The organism is Alteromonas ponticola, assembly GCF_012911815.1.
GTDB classification, from domain to species: domain Bacteria; phylum Pseudomonadota; class Gammaproteobacteria; order Enterobacterales; family Alteromonadaceae; genus Alteromonas; species Alteromonas ponticola.
Genome location: NZ_JAATNW010000007.1, coordinates 288,782 through 310,588 on the forward strand (window position 1 = coordinate 288,782; position 21,807 = coordinate 310,588).

The 21,807-nt window shown below is 44.0% G+C and carries 22 protein-coding genes; 8 read left to right on the forward strand and 14 right to left on the reverse strand.

The window, feature by feature from the left end; genetic code table 11:
- The first annotated feature begins 32 nt into the window (after nt 1-32).
- On the forward strand, nt 33-209 hold the full coding sequence (locus tag HCJ96_RS14465; protein WP_044057346.1) for a DUF1328 domain-containing protein: 177 nt from the start codon (nt 33-35) through the stop codon (nt 207-209).
- Between the two features lie 23 nt (nt 210-232).
- Complete coding sequence (locus HCJ96_RS14470) at nt 233-427, forward strand: hypothetical protein (protein WP_169211781.1); 195 nt, start codon at nt 233-235, stop codon at nt 425-427.
- Nucleotides 428-518: 91 nt separating this feature from the next.
- Here the strand turns inward: HCJ96_RS14470 and HCJ96_RS14475 are convergent, their stop codons facing one another.
- The 5 genes from HCJ96_RS14475 to HCJ96_RS14495 all read right to left on the reverse strand — a co-directional run bounded on the left by HCJ96_RS14475 (nt 519) and on the right by HCJ96_RS14495 (nt 5,857).
- Nucleotides 519-986: a hypothetical protein gene (locus tag HCJ96_RS14475; RefSeq protein ID WP_169211782.1), complete on the reverse strand. Its 468-nt coding sequence runs from the start codon at nt 984-986 to the stop codon at nt 519-521.
- Nucleotides 986-3,403 (reverse strand): efflux RND transporter permease subunit, encoded by a 2,418-nt coding sequence (locus tag HCJ96_RS14480; RefSeq protein WP_169211783.1) that lies wholly within the window; start codon nt 3,401-3,403, stop codon nt 986-988. The genes HCJ96_RS14475 and HCJ96_RS14480 overlap by 1 nt, the downstream gene beginning before the upstream one ends.
- The gene (locus HCJ96_RS14485; protein WP_169211784.1) at nt 3,393-4,277 is read right to left on the reverse strand and encodes an MlaA family lipoprotein; all 885 of its coding nucleotides are present in this window, start codon (nt 4,275-4,277) and stop codon (nt 3,393-3,395) included. Before HCJ96_RS14485 ends, HCJ96_RS14480 begins: the two co-directional genes overlap by 11 nt.
- A gap of 254 nt (nt 4,278-4,531) precedes the next feature.
- Complete coding sequence (locus HCJ96_RS14490) at nt 4,532-4,711, reverse strand: hypothetical protein (protein WP_169211785.1); 180 nt, start codon at nt 4,709-4,711, stop codon at nt 4,532-4,534.
- 450 nt (nt 4,712-5,161) lie between these two features.
- Entirely contained in the window at nt 5,162-5,857 is a 696-nt protein-coding gene (locus tag HCJ96_RS14495) for a BON domain-containing protein (protein ID WP_169211786.1), read from the reverse strand.
- A gap of 310 nt (nt 5,858-6,167) precedes the next feature.
- Between HCJ96_RS14495 and HCJ96_RS14500 the strand changes: the two genes are divergently transcribed.
- Nucleotides 6,168-7,178: an endonuclease/exonuclease/phosphatase family protein gene (locus HCJ96_RS14500; RefSeq protein WP_169211787.1), complete on the forward strand. Its 1,011-nt coding sequence runs from the start codon at nt 6,168-6,170 to the stop codon at nt 7,176-7,178.
- On the opposite strand, the gene HCJ96_RS14505 is transcribed toward HCJ96_RS14500, so the two are convergent.
- The 4 genes from HCJ96_RS14505 to HCJ96_RS14520 form a co-directional block, all read right to left on the reverse strand.
- A complete protein-coding gene (locus HCJ96_RS14505; protein ID WP_169211788.1) occupies nt 7,123-7,551 on the reverse strand; it encodes an MgtC/SapB family protein in 429 nt (142 codons plus the stop codon). The genes HCJ96_RS14500 and HCJ96_RS14505 overlap by 56 nt on opposite strands.
- Nucleotides 7,552-7,575: 24 nt before the next feature.
- A complete protein-coding gene (locus tag HCJ96_RS14510) occupies nt 7,576-7,980 on the reverse strand; it encodes a response regulator (protein WP_169211789.1) in 405 nt (134 codons plus the stop codon).
- A 190-nt stretch (nt 7,981-8,170) separates the two neighbouring features.
- Nucleotides 8,171-8,728, reverse strand: coding sequence for a hypothetical protein (locus HCJ96_RS14515; RefSeq protein ID WP_169211790.1), 558 nt, complete (start codon nt 8,726-8,728; stop codon nt 8,171-8,173).
- 189 nt (nt 8,729-8,917) lie between these two features.
- Entirely contained in the window at nt 8,918-9,400 is a 483-nt protein-coding gene (locus HCJ96_RS14520) for a hypothetical protein (RefSeq protein WP_169211791.1), read from the reverse strand.
- Between the two features lie 338 nt (nt 9,401-9,738).
- Between HCJ96_RS14520 and HCJ96_RS14525 the strand changes: the two genes are divergently transcribed.
- Complete coding sequence (locus HCJ96_RS14525; RefSeq protein WP_169211792.1) at nt 9,739-10,341, forward strand: YkgJ family cysteine cluster protein; 603 nt, start codon at nt 9,739-9,741, stop codon at nt 10,339-10,341.
- A gap of 403 nt (nt 10,342-10,744) precedes the next feature.
- Nucleotides 10,745-12,052: a methyl-accepting chemotaxis protein gene (locus tag HCJ96_RS14530; protein ID WP_169211793.1), complete on the forward strand. Its 1,308-nt coding sequence runs from the start codon at nt 10,745-10,747 to the stop codon at nt 12,050-12,052.
- 232 nt (nt 12,053-12,284) lie between these two features.
- Here HCJ96_RS14530 and HCJ96_RS14535 read toward each other — a convergent pair whose 3' ends face one another.
- From HCJ96_RS14535 to HCJ96_RS14545, 3 genes are all read right to left on the reverse strand, one after another.
- Nucleotides 12,285-13,331 carry an ACP S-malonyltransferase gene (locus HCJ96_RS14535; RefSeq protein ID WP_169211794.1) on the reverse strand — a complete coding sequence of 349 codons (1,047 nt, stop codon included), beginning with the start codon at nt 13,329-13,331 and terminating at the stop codon, nt 12,285-12,287.
- 9 nt (nt 13,332-13,340) lie between these two features.
- A complete protein-coding gene (locus tag HCJ96_RS14540) occupies nt 13,341-15,581 on the reverse strand; it encodes a dehydrogenase E1 component subunit alpha/beta (RefSeq protein WP_169211795.1) in 2,241 nt (746 codons plus the stop codon).
- A 75-nt stretch (nt 15,582-15,656) separates the two neighbouring features.
- Nucleotides 15,657-16,841, reverse strand: coding sequence for an acyl-CoA dehydrogenase (locus HCJ96_RS14545; protein WP_169211796.1), 1,185 nt, complete (start codon nt 16,839-16,841; stop codon nt 15,657-15,659).
- A 127-nt stretch (nt 16,842-16,968) separates the two neighbouring features.
- Between HCJ96_RS14545 and HCJ96_RS14550 the strand changes: the two genes are divergently transcribed.
- Nucleotides 16,969-17,793, forward strand: coding sequence for a LysR family transcriptional regulator (locus HCJ96_RS14550; RefSeq protein WP_169211797.1), 825 nt, complete (start codon nt 16,969-16,971; stop codon nt 17,791-17,793).
- Nucleotides 17,794-17,880: 87 nt separating this feature from the next.
- On the opposite strand, the gene HCJ96_RS14555 is transcribed toward HCJ96_RS14550, so the two are convergent.
- Nucleotides 17,881-18,279, reverse strand: a complete 399-nt coding sequence (locus HCJ96_RS14555) for a DUF3718 domain-containing protein (protein ID WP_169211798.1) — start codon at nt 18,277-18,279, stop codon at nt 17,881-17,883.
- 234 nt (nt 18,280-18,513) lie between these two features.
- Here HCJ96_RS14555 and HCJ96_RS14560 point away from each other — a divergent pair, with 234 nt between their 5' ends.
- Complete coding sequence (locus HCJ96_RS14560; protein ID WP_169211799.1) at nt 18,514-18,879, forward strand: winged helix-turn-helix domain-containing protein; 366 nt, start codon at nt 18,514-18,516, stop codon at nt 18,877-18,879.
- A 159-nt stretch (nt 18,880-19,038) separates the two neighbouring features.
- Entirely contained in the window at nt 19,039-20,412 is a 1,374-nt protein-coding gene (locus HCJ96_RS14565) for a M28 family metallopeptidase (RefSeq protein ID WP_169211800.1), read from the forward strand.
- Nucleotides 20,413-20,609: 197 nt separating this feature from the next.
- Here HCJ96_RS14565 and HCJ96_RS14570 read toward each other — a convergent pair whose 3' ends face one another.
- The gene (locus HCJ96_RS14570) at nt 20,610-21,395 is read right to left on the reverse strand and encodes a hypothetical protein (protein ID WP_169211801.1); all 786 of its coding nucleotides are present in this window, start codon (nt 21,393-21,395) and stop codon (nt 20,610-20,612) included.
- Nucleotides 21,396-21,807 lie beyond the last annotated feature (412 nt).

Genomic DNA, 21,807 nt, shown 5'->3' on the forward strand with positions numbered 1-21,807 from the left:
AGACATTAAACGAAATCGATAAGGGGATTACCATGTTAGGTTGGGCAATTACGTTCTTTATTATCGCCATTATTGCAGCAGTTTTTGGTTTTGGCGGCATTGCCGGTGCAGCAACCGGTATTGCACAATTTTTATTCTTTGTTTTCGTAGCGTTACTCGTTATTTCGTTAGTTGCGAATGCGCTACGTGGCAAATCACCTAAAGTCTAATTCTGGAAAAGGAGAAAGGATTAATGATTTCATATAAGGCATTTTTGAAAACACTATTGGTTGCGGGTTTTGCAATGTCACTTGCAGCCTGTGAGGAAGGCCCAGCAGAAGACGCAGGTGAAGAATTGGATGAAATAGTAACTGACGCAGGTAATGCAGTTGAAGATGCCTGTGAAGATGCTAAAGACAATATGGATGCTGAAGACGAAGACTGCTAATTAATGCGGTTTAACAAAAGCCAGAACTGATGTTCTGGCTTTTTTGTGTGTAAATTACACTGTGTTTCATCTACGATGAAACCATACGTATTTACGAATTATCTTTCGCTGGTTCCTGACGGGTCCAGTGCAGGAAAAGCGCAAGGGAGATGAGAAGCAGACTAGCCGAGATAACTACTGCGACCGGGTAAAACAGGTTACCAGCCATATCTAACTGACTGTACTTGATCACCAATATCAATCCTTCCAGAACTAATGCAATTATTACCACACTAACAAAGCGAGTCACCGTGCGCCTGATTGACCAAATCAAGCCTATGTCTTCATCGCCCTGTCCCCTATATTCTTTGAAAATTCCTACAGAAAGTTCATAGGTAGCCAGTGCGATGAATAGGTCGTTGATGCTACGTATTATTCCGGTAACTAATTGTTCATCCGTCTGCAGTGCAGTAACAAAATGATAGATAGCCATTCCCACCATAGAGTAGGATACAATCATGAATAAAACAGAAAACATGGACGCGGTGATTTTACGGATCCATTTCTTTTCTCCCAACACTATTGGGACTCCTTCGGCTTTTCGGCAACAAACCAATTAAGCAGGGCTGGTAAAAGCGTCACATCGGTAATCAACGCCATCAGCATGGCTGTTGCTGTAAGTAAGCCAAAATAAACGCTAGGCAAGAAGTTTGAGAAGCCGAACAGCGAAAACCCAATCGCAATTATCGTAGTAGTAAATACAATTGCCAGCCCGGTATGACCAAAGGCATTATCACTCGCCGCCTGTGCCTGTTGATGGTCGGCATCAGCGCTTTTTTTACCTTGCAGATAAGCATGTAAAAAATGGATCGTATCATCGACCGCTATTCCCATTGCGATTGCGGCGATCGTAATAGTCATTATATCTAACGGTATCCCAACCCAACCAATCACTCCTAATATTCCCAAGGTGGTCAGAACATTGGGCACGAGTGCAATCAGTGCAATTTTAAGAGAACGGAAAATGGCTAGTAGTACAAGGCCAAGCACTGCGTAAACAATGCCCAGGGTCTTAATTTGCGAATCAAATAAACGCGACAAAATGTCCTGATACAAAATGAATAGATTGGTAAATGTAAAGCTTTGCGCCTCCAGACCTACTGATTTAAGATCTGCGGAAAGATTATCCACAAATGTCTCTCTGTCGAGTCCTGGAGTGGTGTCCTGAATACGCACCGAAACCCGCATTTGATTCGACTCGGGAGAGTAATAAGCGCCCACCAGTTGATTGACAACCTTCTTATCCAACAAATGGTAAATAGTGGTTAATTCATACTCTGTAAGAGGAACATTATTATTTAGCTTTTTCGCCAGACGCGTAAAGTTTACCACCGAGGTTACACTACCGGTGGCTTCGAATGCCTCTATCGCTGCCTGTACGAGCTGTAATCTGCCAATACTATCGGCTGTCAGTTCCAGTTGCTTATTTTCATTCGACTGCTTGATATCGATAATGACATCCAACGGTGTTGACCCACCAAACTCTTTATCGATAAACGCAAGTTCCTGATGAACTTGCGTATCGTCGTCGAAATAGTCGATAAATGAATTTTCAACATCCAGTCTGGTGATACCGAGTGCAATGACAATTGCCACACATAAGCTAATAAACACCACTGTTTTAGGTATCGCCAGGTTCATTTTTTTAAGCGCATTCAGTATGCGCTTGATAATTTCGAAATCTTTCGTTTCCTTTCTCTTCGGAAGTAAGCATAGCAGCGAGGGAAACAACAGCAATCCCACCAACATTGTGACCACCATGGCGATTAACATCATCCATCCGAAGGCAACCACAGGTTGCAAGCCACTGAATATCAACGAGCCGAATCCCACTGAGGTAGTCAGCGTAGCAAAGAAGCATGGGCTTAACTTATCATCCAATGTAGCAACAATTCTCTCCCGTTGAGACAAACTGTGATCTTCCCGACTTATATCACGATAACTGCCAATCAGGTGAATCATCACGGCTAATGTCAGGATAAGCTGTAATGCAACAAAATTGGCAGAAATCACAGTGGTGCGCATGTCCAGCATGCCAAAAATACCCATTGTCAACACGACACTGACGGCACAGGCAAATAACGGAAACAATACCCATTTTATGGAGCGATAAAGAAGTAACAGTAATAACGCAATGACCCCGGCTATGGCTGAGCCAAAGGTGATTAAATCGGATTTAATAATATCGATGAGATGCTGACCGACAACGTAGGATCCCCCCATATATGTTTTCGCTCGCGCAGAGACCTCACTGGCAATTTTTTCTATCTGCGCCACCTCTTTTTGTCGTTGCTCGGTAAGCTGCTGCTTAATCGGGTCCGCTCGTTGCTGTAATTGCTCAAGAGTAGCTTCTTCTTCTTCCGTCAGCTCCCGGTCGAGTAAGTTAGCCTGGATCTCGGTCATTTCAGATTCAATCTCTGCCAGCTTTTGATTGCGCGCAAACACGATTTGAATTGCTGTGGCTGTCTCCTGCTGGTTGATCAGCAGATCGGTGAAGATGGGATGGCCACTGATCAGTTTCTTCATTTGCTCTGGCGAATAGCGTTGCTTTTCCCAGGTGAGGCTATCGACCTCAGTTCCTCCGGTTAACGCTGCCGCATCTTTAATTAATGGGACCGTCAAAATTGAGGTAACCGCGTCGACGCGTTCGAGTTTACGTAATGCCTGAGTCAGGCTGTGCAAGTCTTCAAAAGTGGTTTCACTGAAAAGTGGATGTTCAGGTTTGTAGGCAAGCAAGATAAACTCATCGGGCGAGAAACGCTGGTTCGCCAATTGAGTTTGGATATAAAGCTTATTGTCTTTGACCAGCAGGGTTTCGGCAGATGCATCAATTTTAAACTGAGTTACAAAATAGCCCATCACTCCTAGCAATACAGTGAAAAGCAGGATAATAAGCCATCTAAGCCTGACAATGGCGTGAGCAATCTTATTCGTCATTTTTACCTTTGTCTTGATACTTGAATAGCTCATCACGGCGCTGTCCCTGAATGTACTGATTCCTAAAATAAATATAGGGGTCGTTGGTAGTCTCGTAGATTTGCTGGTACGTATCGGATTGGTTTGAAAAATCATCGAAACCATCAAACGCACGAATTTGATATGATTCAGGAGGATTGGCTAGTTGATTGATTGGATGAAGAAAACCTTCAGTCAGTGTGGAAAACCCACCCCTGACGTCACTTGGACCCAATATTGGCAGCACTAGATAGGGACCGGGAGCGATGTCGTAACGTGTCAGTGTATCTGCGATGGTCTGTTTTCGTTCACTAATTTCAAACCAGTCACTAGCCGGGTCAAACAGGCCCAGAATACCAATGGTTGAATTAATTAAAAAACGACCAACATTACTGCCCGCCTCACTAAATTCTCCCGCAAACAGGTTATTGACAAAATTGAGGGGTTCACGGATGTTGTCAAAGGCGTTATCAATTTTATCTCTGACGACATCGGGCACAATATATCGATAACCATCTGTTGTGGGAATCAGCACATATTCGTATAACGAGTGGTTAAAACTAAACATGCTGCGATTAAAGCCTTCCCAGGGATCGTGATAATACTTCTCCTGGCTTATACTATCGGTGTGTTGCGCATCGGTAACGGCCACTACGGTGGGCTCGACCTCAATTTCGCCCTGACTGGTCGAAATCGTCACAGCTCTACCTTCGCTCAGGTCCGCGACTTTGTCATTTTGATTTGACTGTGGGGTAACTTTTGCCTCAGTGACAGACTGTTCAGATTCTTGCGGTGTTGCGCAACCCAGTAACGCGAAGAATAAAATATTTATCAATACCAGGCGGTGTGAGCACATAAATATTTTCCCTTTGCTTTCCATCTTCGAACGAGCCATACGAATTGTGGGTTTATCAGACTCACCGTTTACACTTTATACTGAAATGTTCCCATTAAGATTACATCCATTTGAATTAAAAGCGCAATTTGTGTATTTGAAATGTATGAAATTGAGGACATGGAAAGTAAAACGATATGCGTCAGTGGGACTGACTGGGGGGAAGAATACGGACAGGGGTTGGGGCGATAAGGGCCCTGCCCGCACTCTTTTAATTACTGATTAGCCTGTTTGACCATCCAGTTGCTGTACAAAAGTTCCGGTTGAACCGTAGCTGCTTGCTCTCGCTTACTTTCATTGTATCGGTCAAACCAATTGAACACTGGCTGACTTTGTAAGTACTTTTCGAATCGGTTGCTTGGTTGTGGAGTCAGTTTTCGCTTAAATAACTTCATTTCGTGAAATCCTTCCTAAAACTTCATTGATACAACTTTGGTTACCATGACATATTCAATTATTGAACCAACATGGCCCATATTACTTAAAGTTAATGAATGCCTTATATGACAAGGGATTAGGTGAAATGGGAAAGTACCAACACATTCAGTCATAATGAATGCCAGTATAATCATTTCTTACACAAACGTAATTTTTACATTTTTTCTTACATGCCCTGTAAGCGTAATTTTTCAGGCCACTTTTACAGGGTTGCATTAGCCATTTTTATTCTTAGATTTTTTAACTAAAAATGTTCGCGTAACTGCCGTAACAGACGCTTTCCCCCACCGCTAAAAGTGCTGCAGGATGGTCTATTCAGCACAATTTGTAATCGAGAGTTACACCGGACCACAACCAAGAAAAAAGGTGCCGAGGCACCTTTCTAGAACTATGTGAATAGTTAATTTTTACTTGTTCATTGCGGTCTGGCGCGACACTTCCATATTGTCTTCAACGTCTATTACATCGTCCGCATTGCGGGCGATCTCAACGGCCAGCTTACGCTCCGCTTCTGAATCAACATTACCGGTAAGAGTGACGTTTCCATCCTTCACATCTACATCAATGTCAAATCCTGAAATATCGGAATCCATTAGTAAACGTGTCTTCACCACCGTAGCGATTTTTGCGTCAGTCAGCGCGCTCATTCCATCGTCGACGCCCTCTTCCGTTTCTTGCGCCAGTTCGTCGGTTTCCTCATCGGCCGAGTCCATCGCCTCTTCGGTATCCATGTCGTCTCGCGGATCATTAGCGGCGGTCATGCTTTCGTTTTTACGCTCCATGTCGTCAGCGTGTTTTGCATGCTTTTCAACCACAGCAAGTTGGTTATCAACTTCAGTCACGCCATCAATGTTTCTGACCAGTTCCTCAGCCAGTTTTTTCTCGACAGAATTATCAACTTTACCAGTCAGAATAACCTTGCCGTTTTGTACATCTGTGTTTATATCAAACGAGTCCAGGTTGCCATTAAACAGTAAAGTTGCTTCTGCTTTACCATCTATCCATGCATCCTTTGCACTTTCTTCCCAGGTGTTGTCACCCGCTGCCATTACGGAAGTCGACAAAGAACCGGCAACAATCAAAGATAGTATTGAACGTTTCATAACTAGCTTCTCCTTTTGTAAAAGCTGGTCATAATTAAGCCATTTTCGAGCCAGAAATGTAATGCATTGAATAATAACAAATATTGTTAGTTTCAGTTACGTATGAGGGCTCGATCTTGTGCAAGCTTTACGAACTCATGGAAGTTTTTACCTGTTAGATTTACGCGTCTTTCAGCGATCTTTTCTGTCGCCATAAGGGTAATTAATCTTAAAAGTGAAGCGGTTAGCAGATAACCGCGTTATGATTTGACAAAATGCCATGCGAAGCGACGTATTGGCGGCAGACTCAACAAGGCAAAACCCAAAGACTATGATTACAATATTAGTTATCACCAGTGTTATGCTGGTATTAACCACGGTAACGCCTTTATTTCCTGGTCAGCACTGGCTCATCCGCGTGTGGGAATTTCCACGCATGCAACAGGCTGTACTCATGTTTGCTTGCGTTTTAGGCTGGCTGTTTGTTCTGCACACCGATTTGCTGTTAAGTGGCGCTTTTATCCTAGCGCTTGGATTGGCGCTGGCATGGCAAATTCGCTGGATTTTTCCGTATACCTTTTTCGCTCCCAAAGAGGTTCAGCAGGTTGAAAAATCAAACACCAGAACGGTATTAAGTATTTTGACCAGTAATGTGTACATGCACAACACCAACCGTGACGGCTTGCTCGAGTTAGTGCATGAATACCAACCTGACATGTTAGTTACACTGGAAAGCAACCGATGGTGGGAAGATGCGTTAAGTGAGTTGAATGATGATTATCCCCATCGCGTAGGATGTCCGTTAGAAAATTTGTATGGTATTCATCTATTTAGTAAAATCCCGTTTCAATCGAGTGAGGTACGCTTCATTGTTGAAGAGGACGTACCGTCCATTGAAGTTACCATTCAGCTTGATAACCAGAACGTAAAAATATATTTCCTACATCCCAAGCCGCCAAGCCCAACAGAAAACGAATCAGCAGAACCCAGAGATCACGAGTTAACAATTGTAGGTAAAGAAGTTAAGAAATCTGATATGCCTGTCATTATTGCAGGTGATTTAAACGACGTGGCGTGGTCTCCCACCACCCGAAAATTCAGAAAAATCAGTGGTACGCTGGACCCTAGAATTGGCCGCGGTTTTTTCAATACTTTTCACGCCAAGTATCCGCTGATTAAGTGGCCGCTGGATCATATTTTTCATACCAAACACTTTGATTTGGTCAGTATCGAACGGTTACCTTATTATGGTTCAGATCATTTTCCCCTGTATACTGAACTACAGCTCAGTGCTCCTCCAGTTCACCCTGCTTCTTCATCGGACCCGCGAACTGAAAAATGAGAAAGCCCATTACAGATAGAACGATGCTGATTTCGTACCTGGCATAAGCTACTGAGACCCCCAGAGCTCCCACTAACCAGATGCCCGCTGCAGTGGCTGTTCCAGCCACATAGCGGGATGTTTTTATAATTGCTCCGCCGCCAATAAAGCCAATCCCCGTGACAATGCCATACATTACCCTTGCCTCGGCTCCACCACCTTGGTAAACGTCTCTTCCGACCAACATAAATGCACACGCCGAGATGGCAACTAAAGGAAAGGTTCTTAATCCAGCGCCATTGGCTCGGTGCTCACGATTATAAGCAATCGGCAAGGCTAAAACGAAGGCGATGCCCAGTTGATAAAAATGATAAAAAATTAACCCTACATCCATCGATAACTAAACTTTTATTGACACTTAGTGAGGATGAGCAATTGCAGTTGCCGGTTGCATAGCAGCCCGCTGAGACAACGCCGCATGACAACGACTGACGATGTCTTTCATATCATTTTGATTGGGAATAATGTTATTTAACATGTCAGTGGCAATTTCATCGAAATCTTTGCCGTCAGACATTAGCAACACCGATGGCTGAGGTTCGGTGAATAAAACCAGATTGTCATGCACTTCCTGAAAGGTCATGTCTGGTAAATTTGTATTGACCAAAACGACATCGTAGTGATGGCATTTGCTATGGTATAGCGCCATCTTTCCGCTCGCCGCATAATCCACCTGCCAGCCCAGGCCAGCCAGAAAACTGGTTATTTTACTAGCAATCAGCGGACTGTTTTCAACGACTAATACAGATAAAACCGGCTTCATAAAGCCTCCATGCCGAACAACACTAAAACTTAATCCTAGCAGAACTCATACCAACACGTTGCCCCGTGGCTTTCCAGTGTAGATGGGACATGAATAAATAGTTTAACAAAGGAGGATCTGATTTCTACCACAGTCGAGGGAATGAATGGGTTATCAGCAGGAAATTTTTTCACATCTACCAAAATGCAGGTTAAAGCGCCGCCCGCTTAAACTCGTCAGGCATAATCACATAGCTGCGAATTTTTCTACATAAGCGTGAAGAAGACGTATAGTACACATTTGCCAGCAACTTATCGTCTCGCGGCCACACGGCTTCATTAAGTACATCCTTATCAGCGTGAGATAACCGGCTCACTTTCAACATAATTGCTACGGCTTTTTTGTTTGGCTTAATGATGGTGGGCTTAACATCCTCTATAAGGTGCAAGGGAACGCAAATATATTTTCGCGCTTGCGGATCGCACACTACTCCAATTTCATCGTTAAGAAAGATAATGGCTGGCCAACCTTCGTCGAGGCGATTCTGGGCGAACATGACTACCGTGAAAAGAACCAGAATGCAGAGTGTCATCAGCACAAAGGAATCACTTAAATCCGGCGCCGCAGCGACAATGCCGGCGACCACAAAACAAAACAGCAGCCAACCGATAAAAACCCGTCGCAAAATTGCCGGGCTGATACCAGATAAAACTTTAGATTTTTTCAACTGCGTTTTATCAAATTCTCTAATGATTACTGCCGAATTCATCACTACTACGTTAATCCATTTTCAAATGCTACAAGAGACTATCTTCACTACACTATAAATTGAGTAAGATCTTTAACAAATCTTTTTCTTTTAATTATCTCTACGAATTCAAAATTAAAAAGTTTATTTTGGTCTAACAAACATCGATTTTGCCAGATAACGATATATAAACGAATTGCGCTCTGCATTTCAGTTATATTCAATAGCGATGCGCGCTAACTCAAGGGACAAAAATTCAAATGCATCATCAAATTGGGTGAACAATACATCGTCAAAAGCCCTGGCTACTGAAAACTGCTTTCTTATTGCCGCTACCTGATGTTTGCCTACTGGTGAGTTGATAATGTAAGCATCAGCAACACAACCATGGCGGGTACAAAATGCAAAAGACTCAACCAATGCCGTGACCGCCTCATCAGTTAATGCGTCAAAATTTCTAGATACACTCAAATACGCCCAGGGTTTACTGTTAAACTGACGGACAACCTGTTCAAGTTTTTTGGTGTATTTTTGAACAAGACTTTTCCCACATGGCCCGACGAATTCAGTTACCAGAATATCTGCCAGTCTAACAACAACAATTTCAGCGTATCTGTCGGCCACGCGAAATAGTGGCGCAGTTTGAGTATGCTGTTCGAATTCATAATTGATGACGTTACGAGAATCAATCATCTTTATCCGCCACCCAAAAATCTGTCATATACTGTTCATCTATTAAAGTAATTCAGCTAACTCAATTGTCTGAGTTGAACTATGGGCAATAATACAACACATTCCGATAAATTTGGATACTCCAAATGGAGTATCGTGCCTGGAGCAAGGGTTGACCCTGGAACTTTTTCTGTGACATCAAAAACTTTCACTTGCTAAGTCATTCAAACTTACCCTAGAATCCGCCGCAATTCAGGCACCTGCCGTAAGGTCTCTCTCTTACTCCCCAAGGCACTTCACTGAAGCACACTTAATTGTTGTTGTTTGAAGTCATTGTTGAGTAGTGAAACGAGCGTATTATGCAAAGGTTACGCGATTTAGCTGTTGCTGTACTAAACGAGTACCAACTGTTATCCAGTGAGTTTGGTGGTTATCAACGTCAGACCGATTTAAGTTGTACCAACGGTTGTGGCGCGTGCTGCAACAATCCTCAAGTTGAAGCCTCCGTGTTGGAAATGCTTCCCCTCGCTTTACATTTGTTTGATACAGGCCAGGCGGAAAGCTACCTGGAGAAGATGAGCGAGTCAGCTGGATTTGCCTGCCAACTGTTTGCACGGCATTCACTTGATGGCAGCAAAGGCGCGTGCACTGTGTATGAGTGGCGCCCTGGAATATGCCGTATGTTTGGTGTTGCCGGATACCGCACCAAAACACAGTATCCCACCATTTCTGTGTGTTCAACGATAAAATCGGCACACCCTGAAAAGTATGCTGCTACATTGATTGCGATCACCTCATCACCGCCGCCAATGCTGGCTAATGGACGTCAGCGGATAGCTAAGATTGATTATGCGTTAGGCGAATCGCTGTTGCCGATTAATCAGGCACTTTTTTCTGCGTTAGAAAAAGTATTGGTTATGGCAGCATACAGTGGCGTTGAAGAAGAAAACGTAGCTGCTTGAGCATGATTTCGCTACATTTTGCTAATCATTAAAATTAATAATGTCTACTTAAACTATTCGCAAAATAGAAGCATTTCGGGGATTTATAACAGTGATTTTGCAGGTTGCATTAGAATTAAACTTGCGTTGCAATCTGCTAGATAAATTTAATGCTAACTTATAATGTTATGACCATCCAGCCATAGTTTCGTAATAAAATCGATGTGTATTCAGTTCACGCTTTATCGGTAATTTTCAAACCACGAAAAGTAATTAAATAAATACCGCCACCAATATAAATCATTGTTTTTTATGCAGGGGTTTAAGGTCGCAGACTCAGCGTATAAATGATGTTTGCATAAGTTAAAAATTTACTGCAGTCTGCATATTACATAATAAAATAATAATATAGAGGATGATCCCCATGTGGTTCTCCCGCAGCAATTCGACATATGACTCATTGGATATCCGCGTTAAAAACGAAGATACGAATGAACTTAAAGCAATAAAAAATAATATGGCATTTATTGAGTTTTCACCAGAAGGTGAAATTCTTTCGGTTAACCCGTTATTTTGCGAAACTATGTCAATCAAGGAGAATGACATAATAGGAAAACATCATCGTCTTTTTTGCGATAAAAGTTATACCGCTTCTCTTGCTTATCAAAAGTTTTGGACTGATATTGCAAATGGACAATCCAAGTCAGGCACCTTTAAGCGTATAAAAGGGAACGGCGAGACAATATGGTTACAAGCAACCTATTTTCCTGTTCTTGATAACAATGGTGTTGTTGAGAAAGCGATTAAAATAGCCTCGGATGTGACCGCAGAGACGCGGGTCAAAGATGAAGCCAAAGCAATCTATGATGCTGTTGATAGAAGTATGGCAATTATCCGCTTTAAACCAGATGGGCATATTATTGGGGCTAACAAAAACTTCCTGGATACCGTCGGCTATTCGTTAAATGAAATCATAGGCAAGCACCATAGAATGTTTTGCTACGACAATTTTTACCAAGATAACCCCAACTTTTGGCGGCAGCTTGCAAATGGCGAATTCTCATCTGGTCAGTTCCATCGCAGAGGTAAAAATGTCCAGAATATTTATTTGGAGGCCACTTATAATCCCATTTTTGACGATACGGGCAAAGTGATAGAAGTAATTAAACTTGCAACTGACATTACGCTGAAAGTAAATCAATCAACCAATATTAGTGAAGTCTCAAAAAAGGCAGCCCAATCCTCACAAACCACATCAGAAAAAATTTCATATTGTGAAGAATTGTTAGCAACAACAATGAAGGCCACTCAAGATTCTGTTAAACAAATTGACGACGTTAAAGCCCTATCCACTTCACTTAGTCAGCAATCAACCGCAATCGGCGATATCATCACGACTATCAATAGTGTGGCAGACCAAACTAATCTATTAGCTTTAAATGCAGCCATTGAAGCAGCTAGAGCCGGTGAGCACGGCAGAGGTTTTGCCGTTGTTGCCGAGGAAGTAAGAGATCTATCTAAACGAACTTCTCATTCAACTGATGAAATAACCTCCCTTATTTCAACTACACAAAAAATTGCCAGTAATATTGCCCAGGTAATTAATGAAGTGGAATCATCCAGCGAACGCTCAAACGAAAATATTGCTCGCGTTGGAGAAATTGTTTCAGAATTAAAGTCAAATGCCAATAATACTGTTAAATTAATCCAGCAAGTATTAACAGAAGAATAGTAAATTTATTCCGTATATAACTGCCTAAGTGTGATATAACTGCCTAAGCTTCGACATGGATTGACATTTTATGTCGACTGCCAAGCCCGAATGATTTTACGATTAAACATTATAACGAGCAATGGATACCGCATATTGTTGGCATTAATGATTTAAGTATCACCGCTCTTTAAAGGGAGGTGATATTTCAATTAAAAAGGGTTGAGCTTAAGCCAATATCAGTCATAGCCGACTATTTAGCTAGAGATCTTTGAGCGTCCATACCCATCGCCAATACAAAAGGATCTGATTGCTGGCGCTCGATAAAATCCTGTTTGTTTGCGATGCCTTGCCAATGATGCGCCACCAGGCATTGTCCGGTCGCTCCTCCCAGCGTTGCACCGGGACCTAAAATAATCAGTTTATCCGGTGCAAACTCTTTGAGCGCAACTTCTATCGCTGTCGAAAAATAATAGGGTGATACCACCTGCGTACCCAGCGTGTAGTCCCAGAGTGCCCGTGAATTCGTTGAATGAGGTTGCCAGATGCGGCCCTCTCCATCAATAAGGGGTAACGACGGGTTGGTAAACATCGCTGCAGACAGTTCGCTTCTTGCTCTTTGTGAAATAGCGTTTAAAAGGGGTGTATGAAAAGCGGCATGATTAAACAGTCGCATCGGGTAAGTATCATCGATGCGTGGCAAGCGCTGTTGGGCTAACGCCATGCCCTCTTCATTACCACCTAATACGGCATAGCCCCCAAGCATAATAGACAAGTAAAGTTCGGTAGCTGCACCAGTTGCGTTTGCCTCTTCGAGCAGGGCTGAAACTTGTTGCGCCTTTTTTGCATCATACTGCCAGTGAGCGTCGGTGACGGGATAAATTAATTGCCCACCAATCACCCCATCCTTCATCATTGAGCCCATGGTGTTGATGAGTAAGGCGGCCTCCTTTGTCGTTAGCGCCTGGGCTACAGCAAGGGCAATATACCAGCCCATGGAATTTCCGGTTACCGCTACAATATCGTATTTTTCACGGCTGATGTCGGCGAAATCCGCCGCCGCACAGGCGTAAATTAACGAAGATGCATTTTCACCTGCGGTGTGGATGGACAAAGTGTACTTATCCATGCTGTCAAGTGCAGAAACCGTAACCTGGTTCTGCTGAAGACGCTGAGCGTCAATGATCTCAATGAGATCGGTTTTATCCCGGTGATGACGATTCAGATAACCCAGTTCAGTTTTATTATAGGTACCGCGGCCGGGGCAGATCACCACTGCGCGCTGTCTGGTATGACTCACTGACTACTCCTAACCTACCGAACGCAAACCGGGACGCTTTGTTGTCATGGCTATGCCACGCTCAACGATGTGCTCAACTTTTGGCAATACTTCATAACATGCTGTTCCCAGTGGAATAAAACAGTCCTCTGCGGTAATTCGTTGGACATCAGGTAAAGTGGCCGTGTCAGCAGACGATTCGACGATCAACGTGGTAATGGCTTCACTGATCGAGCCCGTTTTACGGCATTCATCGACAATTAGAATGTTTCTCTGGCCTTTAATCTGTTTAAGAATCGCGGATTCATTTAGTGGCGCTAGCCAGCGCAAATCGATGATCGTTGTCTTCACCCCTTTCTCTGCCAGTGTTTTCTCGGCTTGCCGACTTAAATAATAGCCATTGCCATAGGTTATGATGCACAGATCGTCACCCTCGCCATAAACACCCGGTTCGCCAAACTCAATTGGTGTTGCCTGGTCCGGCGGCGCATAATCAAATGACCATAAATTATCGCCTTCCTCATGCAGATCTTTTTTCATGTAAAGCGCGATGGGCTCCAGAAAAATGACGACTCGTTGTTGTTCCTGAGCAAGCCTGACACTGGTTCGCATCATTTCTACCGCATCCGCGCCATTGGAAGGGCAAGCTAAAATCACGCCCGGTATATCACGGAACACAGCGAACGAATTGTCGTTATGAAAATGCCCGCCAAAACCCCGTTGATAGGCAAGCCCGGCAATACGAATTACCATAGGGTTGGTAAATTGACCGTTTGAGAAAAACGGTAAGGTGGCGGCTTCTCCCCGTATCTGATCTTCGGCATTATGCACATACGCTAAAAACTGAATTTCCGGAATAGGAATATAACCGTTATGCGCAAGGCCAATCGCCATACCCAGAATCGACTGCTCATCCAACAAAGTATCAATGACCCGACGAGGGCCGAATTTATCCAACAATTTGGTGGTAACGTTGTAAACACCGCCCTTTCTGCCAACGTCTTCACCAAATAAAACCGTATTCTCATAGCTGGCCATGATATCCAGCAGCGCCCAGTTCAAAAGCTTAGCCATGTGTTGTTTTTTGGGTAGATTGTGCTTTTCGTGAGAGAACAACACGTTGCGCTGTTCACTGGAAATAGCAACAGCAGAAGCAGGCTGATAGCGATCGGGTATCAGGCTTCGCTTCACCTCTGCCGCATTGTTCAGTCTGGGTCTTTTGGCCGCTTCAACACTTATCCGCTCGACCCGGCTGGCTACATCCTGATAAAGCGCGACAATTTCATTTGCGGATAACGCTTGCGCTTCAATTAACAGGCGCGCTGTATGTAACAACGGATCCTGCGCTTCAATATCGTTGATTTGTTCTTCACTGCGGTAAACAAACTCGGCGTCTGAGCCTGCATGGCCCAATAATCGAACTGTGCGCATGTGTAAAAAGACGGGTTTGTGGTGCTTGCGTGCCAGATGCATTGCGAGTACGGTTTTATTATAGGTATCTAGTACATTTAAACCGTCACACTGTATGTACTCCAACCCTGCACGTCCTTCGAAATTCGCCTGAATCCACCCTTTGGGGGTTGCCGTTGAAATTCCTATGCCGTTATCTTCGCATAAAAACACGATGGGTAATGGTACCGATTGAAATGCTGCCCAGGCAGCGGCATTAAACGCCCCCTGCGCAGTAGAGTGATTGGCAGAAGCATCCCCAAAGTTGCATAACACCACCCCATCCTGCGGTATCACATAAGGCGCTGGGACTTTGCGCGACAGGGTCACTGAAAAAGCGGCCCCCACCGCTTTGGGTAGGTGCGAGGCGATAGTGCTGGTTTGGGGTGGGATAAATAAATCTTTGCTGCCCAACACTTTGTGTCTTCCTCCCGACACCGGGTCTTCAGCTGAAGCACTGAAACTGAGCAACATGTCGTACAAAGGGGTTTGACCGGGCTTTTGCTTGCTGCGCTGAATAACAAAGGCGCCACTTCTATAGTGTAAAAAAGCCATATCAGTAGGTCGCATCGCCAATGCCACGGCGGCATTTCCCTCGTGACCGGCACTGCCAATCGTATAAAAGCTATTGCCATCCTTTTGCATTAATCTGGAGCGTAAATCAAGGTGCCGACTCATTACTTGTGATTCAAACAAGTCAATCAGCTGCTCTTTAGATAAGCCGACGTCGGAGGCCGTTAAATTGATGGCTGAGGTTGGAAAGGTCTGGTTTACCACTGCATCAATAAACTGTTGATCAAGCCGGGCATTACGATCTTGCATAGCTTTTTCCTTGCTCCTGAGATTAGGTAGCAGGCTGCTTACGCTCGAAGGGAGAGAGCGTAAGCTTTCAGTCAATTAAACTGAAAACGCCTGCAATCCAGTTTGGGCGCGGCCCAAAATTAACGCGTGCACGTCGTGCGTGCCCTCGTAAGTATTAACCGCTTCCAGGTTCATTACATGCCTGATCACATGGTATTCATCAGCAATACCATTACCGCCATGCATGTCGCGGGCAATTCGTGCTATTTCCAGTGCCTTACCACACGAATTACGCTTAATTAAACTTATTGCCTCGGGTGCCAAAAGGTTCTCATCCATCAAGCGTCCGGCCTGAACGCATGCCATCAGACCTATGGTGATCTCTGTCTGCATATCGGCCAGCTTTTTCTGCACCAGTTGGGTCGCTGCCAGCGGCCTACCGAACTGCTTTCTGTCCAGACAATACTGACGGGCTGCATGCCAACAAAACTCCGCTGCGCCAAGAGCACCCCAGGCGATCCCATAACGAGCTTTATTCAGACAGCCAAAAGGGCCTTTTAATCCGGTTACCTCTGGAAACATGTTTGCTTGCGGGACAAAAACGTTATCCATCACAATTTCGCCGGTAATCGATGCGCGCAAAGAAAATTTACCGTCGATTTTAGGGGCGCTCAAACCCTTCATCCCTTTTTCCAGCACAAAACCGCGGATCACCCCATCAAGCTTTGCCCACACCACGAACACATCGGCAATAGGTGAATTAGTGATCCACATCTTACTGCCGGTTAAGGTAAAACCGCCATCGACTTTAGTGGCACGGGTTGTCATGCTTGCCGGGTCAGAGCCGGAGTCAGGTTCTGTGAGGCCGAAACAACCTACCCACTCACCGGTTGCCAGTTTAGGTAAGTAACGCTTGCGCTGTTCCTCAGTGCCATAGGTGTAGATGGGGTACATTACCAATGACGACTGCACACTCATCGCGCTGCGGTAGCCACTATCCACACGCTCAACTTCCCGTGCAATCAGACCATAGGCAACATTGTTAACATCAGAACAACCGTATTCTGCGGGTAAGGTGCATCCCAAAAGGCCCAGCTCGCCCATTTCATTCATTATTTCGCGATCAAAATGTTCGTGACGGTTTGCTTCTAACACCCGGGTCATCAGTCTTTCCTGACAGAATTGATGGGCGCTGTCGCGCATCATGCGTTCATCTTCGGTCAATATGGAGTCCATTGACAATGGGTCTTGCCAATTAAATTCGGGTTTAGCTGATGACATAATGTTACCTAACGGATAGAAGTTAATTGTCAGTTTTAACATGATTTAAATGTTAAAAAAATGATAATAGCGGTTATACTGATACAGGAATAATATTAATTATCTTTATTTATTATAGTTTTTATCTATGGATTTGAGAAATCTCCAATACTTCGTTTCTGTCTACGAAACCGGCAGTTTTAGTGCAGCCTCAAAACGTCAGTACATCGCACAGCCGTCAATTTCTGCGGCAATAAAACTGCTCGAAGAAAGCCTTTCCAAACCTCTATTTTTGCGCTATCCGCGTGGAGTACGCCCTACTGAAGCCGGTCATCAGCTTTATCCATTGGCGCAACAGCTGTTGGGACAGGCCGCCGCGATAAAGTATTTGCTTAAGGAAGAAAATCCAAAACAACCCTTCAGGCTAGGCTTAATCAAAGGGTTGGGTGTTGCCCGCACCAGCGATGTGCTGAAACGATTTACTTCCAGAGTGGAGGCGCTGGAGTTAACGTTGGTACCTCCAGAGGAAAAATGTGACGCACGTATCATCAATCACGAACTACTCAATGCGAACGAAATCTTTGTACCCATGTGGCAGGATGACTTCAGATGGGTTATGCCAATGGACCACCCATTAAGTTTGAAAGATGAGATAGCAATAGCCGATCTGGCAAATGTGGCGTTTATTCAGCGAGAGCCTTGCGAGGGCTGGAATTTCCTTCGCGATAAACTCAGTCAGGCGCACGTTTTATTAGATGTCAGAGCACGCATACAAACTATCGATTACGCCATCGGGTTGGTGAAAGCTGGGGTAGGCTGCGCGTTTATTCCTATACCCGAAAATGCAGACTACCTTAATGACGTAGTATGTCGTTCGGTACAAAATGTATCCCTGACTCGCCACATCGGGCTTGCTTACAGTCAGCATACCACCGTGGTCGATACGCTGGTACAGTTAGTGAACGAAAGATAAAGCCACACTCTCTCTGAGAAAAACCCCTCAGAGAGTAGCGCGCTAACAGATAATCAGCTCAGAGGCTGATGCAAATACAATATCGATTTACCTTGAAGTCTGGGTAAAGGTTACCGAAATATCTTCTGGCACAGTGCGACTTGCATTTAAATCTCTAATCTCAATGGAAGTAGGAACGACATAACGGTCCAGGACGCGCAGCGTATCTGTCGCACCATAGTATTCAGTAAATGCTGACAGCGTCATACCATTACATATCAGCCCTTCCCCTAACATTTTGTAGGCAGGAGCGACGATTTTACTGTTAATTGAAAACTTGGCGACAGAACGACGTAACCCCAAACGGTCATTCTCGGCAGAGGTACGGCATACTGAAACCAGATCTTCTTCTAAAGACGCAGGATAGCTTTCAGCGAACGCGACACTTGCAACCATTGATAGGGAAATTGCAGAAAAACACACAGGTAAAATATTTCTATATCGCATGATTTTTTTCCTTCTTTTTAAAAGGGAAGAACCAATTGTGGTTCAGTCCCCATAAGTCTAAGAAAGAAACCAAAAACAGACGCTGAAGAAGCCATGAAATATCTCTGAAACATTAATCGGAGCCTGTTTCAGCCGTTTACTACAAACAGACTAATTCTTACGACGAACGCATCATTGAGCGGTCATGTTTTCAACTAAAATTTCATATGTGATTCTTTAAAAATGGCCAGGATAATGAGCGCCGTGCCACTGACATTCGCCCCCCCTACCCGTACTCTCAGTAACATCTATGGAGACAAGGTCGTATTGTCTGCGCAGTGTGCAGCACTTCTATCCCTGCTGCTTGAAGACAATTGCGCTGTAGTCACCCGAAGTGAAATTAGAAGGCGTATCTGGAACCACGGCGTAGTCAGCGAAGACAGACTAAACCACCTTATTTGTCGACTAAGAAAGGAGATGAATGCGCTTCCTGGCGAGTGCGCATGGCAAATTGAAACCATTCCCAAACTTGGATATCAATTAAAAATTAATGAGAAATCTGTCACTACATTGAATTATTGGGTGCATCGCTGCAGAGCCTGGTTTAGTGACCTACATTAACTGAGTGGTTAAATTGAAACCCACGCTTGTCATCGCAAATATTGGCCATTTAAGAGAATCCATCCTTTTATGCCACTTATGTACTAAGTTAGTATCCGTATCAGTTACATTGTTATGTATCACTAAACGACAAATAATCATCACCAAATTGAGGATCCCATGCGCTCACTCTGCTTCGCTGCCAGTCTCTTAAGTCCGATAGCTCTCGCTGATAATCCAGAATCTGCCTTACAGCACGCTGATCACAAAGCCCTTCATCAAATTCAGTCAGATATTTCTGCTGACAATATCCAAAAAGATATTACCAAGCTGGTCAGTTTTGGTACGCGACACACCCTTTCAGAAACTGAGTCCGATTCAAGAGGCATTGGAGCCGCCAGACGTTGGATAAAAGCAGAATTCGAAAAAATTTCTAAAGCGTGTGGAAACTGTCTGGAAGTTTATTACCAATCAGAAACCATCAGTGGAGAAAAGCGCATTCCCGACCCGGTAGACGTTGTCAGTGTCATTGCAGTGCAAAAAGGCACCACCGACCCTAATCGATACGTCATTATGAGCGGTGATATAGATTCACGTATTTCTGATGTCATGAATTTCACAGACGATGCCCCCGGCGCGAACGACAATGCATCAGGCGTGGCTGGTACACTTGAAGCGGCTCGGGTACTGTCCAAATACAAATTTAATGGTTCCATTGTTTACGCCGCGTTAGCCGGCGAAGAACAAGGTTTATTTGGCGGTCGTATCATGGCGCAGCAAGCTCAAAAAGACGGCTGGCGAATCAAGGCTGTACTCAATAACGACATGATTGGCAACGTGGAAGGTATTAATGGTGTCATCAACAATACCACCGCGCGTATTTTCGCCGAAGGCACAAGACAGACGGAAACCGAACAGGAAGCCACCACAAGACGCTTCACTGGTGGTGAAGTTGACTCGCCCAGCCGGAATCTGGCCCGCTATATTGACCGAATGGCTGATCGCTACATACCCAACCTCGACACCATGGTGATTTATAGGCTGGATCGCTTTGGACGCGGAGGACACCACCGTCCTTTCAATGACCTGGGTTTCCCTGGTGTACGCATAATGGAAACAAACGAAAACTATAACCGCCAACATCAGGACCTTCGCACTGAAAACGGTATTGAATACGGCGATACCCTGGATGGCGTAAATTTTGATTATGCCGCTAAACTCACCGCCTTGAACGCAGTGTCACTTGCCGGCATGGCCTGGGCGCCCTCTCCCCCTGCAAAGGTTGAAATAAAAGGTGCCGTACAACCCAGTACAACCTTAAGTTGGCAGGCTGCTGACAAAAAACAAAATCCACATCTGGCAGGATACAAAGTTTACTGGCGTTATACCGATGCGCCACAGTGGCAATTCAGTCGTTACGTGGGTAATGTCACAGAATTCACCTTAGAAAATATCGTTATCGACAACTATTTCTTTGGCGTAGCCAGTGTGAGTAAAGACGGCTACGAAAGCCCAGTAGTTTTTCCGGGTGCGGCAGGCGCATTTGGCGAGTAATCATGAAAAAAGTTTTGCAATGACAAAGTCTGGTTCTTCAGCATTAGTGTGGAAGGGCCAGACATTCTTTTGGAAAAGATGGAATTTACAAAGGGGAATAGGAACGACGCTCCCCGCTCGCTGCGAAGGGAGATGGAAGTGGGTTTGCGCTATCTTATTGGATGAGAAGCGGCTTTACTCTATGTCGGTTTGGGCTTTCACAGATTTTTCAGTTCATCCATTGTATAAACACCTCCCAAAAAATTTATAAACTCTGATTCTGTGTATTTGTATGGAACTTGCTCAGTAGAACCTAGCTCACAACAAAGCTCTTCAGGAGTAACTGCCTTCGTTCTAATTTCAAAAGTTTTTCCTTTAGACTTATTTATTGCGTTTAGAAATTTAAAATCAGTTGAGACAAAGTAAGGTATGTTGTGAACCTCTGCCGTCCATAAATGATAAGCATCTTGGAGTTGGACATCTGACAGCCCCTTTGATATCTCTTTAAACCTATCAAGCTGACTCAGGGATATTTTTACTAACTCTGGTAATTCATTATATTTTGAATGTGATTCGATATTGTCGAGCATTCCCTCCACTACTTTCTTATAAAATTTGACTTTTTGCTCTCCTTTCGCATGCCTTAGAAGAGATTGACTCTCAAAGAAACTTCTCTCGATTGGTGATTTTACCCATCGAAATTCACATCCTTCGAATATGTCACCTATATGGTATCCTTTGCTTCGAAACATACTTTCAAACTTTAATTCATTATAAGTGCAGAGTTCGATAACCCCCTCGTGGCATAAGTGAGCTATTTTGGGAAACCAATCAATTTGCCTTTGCTTTTTAGCGTCCTTGTCTGGTAGTGGCGGTTTACGTATAAATCCCTTCATTAGAAGATCAATTTCTTTGTGGTCTTTATCTTTGTACCTTGTGTAGTCGACACATTGCATTACATTTGAGTCACTTAGGATACAGTTATCAAGCATTACTTTAATCATTTAATAATTCCTTTTACGAAAATCATGCCAATTACCATCACTTTCTTTTCTACTTGTAAATCGACCCTAATCAATTATGTTTATGAATCTTCTTCACATTTGCGCCACAGCTCATCTTTGTTCTTATACTTACAGTGAACGCTTTAAGTCAAGGATAGCTGCTTGTGAGCTGCACGATTGGTTGTGATTTTTGCCGGTCAATCAATGCGCGTAAGTACTGTTGCATATTACCTACTGAAAGAGTGTAAGCCTGTCTTAAAACCTTCGATCTTGTTGAAGCTTTTTGAGGCTCTTCATCATTAACGGGGGACACCCGCATTCATTAAACTGATTTTGCGAAGAATCATTTAATGGAGAATACAAGTGTCCCACGCAGGTACTATTTTAGGCATATCTGAACTAGAAATCGAAC

Bases quoted from the DNA above. Each gene is read 5' to 3' on its own strand.
- HCJ96_RS14465 (WP_044057346.1), top strand. From the start codon at position 33: ATGTTAGGTTGGGCAATTACGTTCTTTATTATCGCCATTATTGCAGCA.
- HCJ96_RS14470 (WP_169211781.1), top strand. From the start codon at position 233: ATGATTTCATATAAGGCATTTTTGAAAACACTATTGGTTGCGGGTTTT.
- HCJ96_RS14480 (WP_169211783.1), bottom strand. From the start codon at position 3,403: ATGACGAATAAGATTGCTCACGCCATTGTCAGGCTTAGATGGCTTATT.
- HCJ96_RS14485 (WP_169211784.1), bottom strand. From the start codon at position 4,277: ATGTGCTCACACCGCCTGGTATTGATAAATATTTTATTCTTCGCGTTA.
- HCJ96_RS14490 (WP_169211785.1), bottom strand. From the start codon at position 4,711: ATGAAGTTATTTAAGCGAAAACTGACTCCACAACCAAGCAACCGATTC.
- HCJ96_RS14495 (WP_169211786.1), bottom strand. From the start codon at position 5,857: ATGAAACGTTCAATACTATCTTTGATTGTTGCCGGTTCTTTGTCGACT.
- HCJ96_RS14500 (WP_169211787.1), top strand. From the start codon at position 6,168: ATGATTACAATATTAGTTATCACCAGTGTTATGCTGGTATTAACCACG.
- HCJ96_RS14505 (WP_169211788.1), bottom strand. From the start codon at position 7,551: ATGGATGTAGGGTTAATTTTTTATCATTTTTATCAACTGGGCATCGCC.
- HCJ96_RS14510 (WP_169211789.1), bottom strand. From the start codon at position 7,980: ATGAAGCCGGTTTTATCTGTATTAGTCGTTGAAAACAGTCCGCTGATT.
- HCJ96_RS14515 (WP_169211790.1), bottom strand. From the start codon at position 8,728: ATGAATTCGGCAGTAATCATTAGAGAATTTGATAAAACGCAGTTGAAA.
- HCJ96_RS14520 (WP_169211791.1), bottom strand. From the start codon at position 9,400: ATGATTGATTCTCGTAACGTCATCAATTATGAATTCGAACAGCATACT.
- HCJ96_RS14525 (WP_169211792.1), top strand. From the start codon at position 9,739: ATGCAAAGGTTACGCGATTTAGCTGTTGCTGTACTAAACGAGTACCAA.
- HCJ96_RS14530 (WP_169211793.1), top strand. From the start codon at position 10,745: ATGTGGTTCTCCCGCAGCAATTCGACATATGACTCATTGGATATCCGC.
- HCJ96_RS14540 (WP_169211795.1), bottom strand. From the start codon at position 15,581: ATGCAAGATCGTAATGCCCGGCTTGATCAACAGTTTATTGATGCAGTG.
- HCJ96_RS14545 (WP_169211796.1), bottom strand. From the start codon at position 16,841: ATGTCATCAGCTAAACCCGAATTTAATTGGCAAGACCCATTGTCAATG.
- HCJ96_RS14550 (WP_169211797.1), top strand. From the start codon at position 16,969: ATGGATTTGAGAAATCTCCAATACTTCGTTTCTGTCTACGAAACCGGC.
- HCJ96_RS14555 (WP_169211798.1), bottom strand. From the start codon at position 18,279: ATGCGATATAGAAATATTTTACCTGTGTGTTTTTCTGCAATTTCCCTA.
- HCJ96_RS14560 (WP_169211799.1), top strand. From the start codon at position 18,514: ATGAGCGCCGTGCCACTGACATTCGCCCCCCCTACCCGTACTCTCAGT.
- HCJ96_RS14565 (WP_169211800.1), top strand. From the start codon at position 19,039: ATGCGCTCACTCTGCTTCGCTGCCAGTCTCTTAAGTCCGATAGCTCTC.
- HCJ96_RS14570 (WP_169211801.1), bottom strand. From the start codon at position 21,395: ATGATTAAAGTAATGCTTGATAACTGTATCCTAAGTGACTCAAATGTA.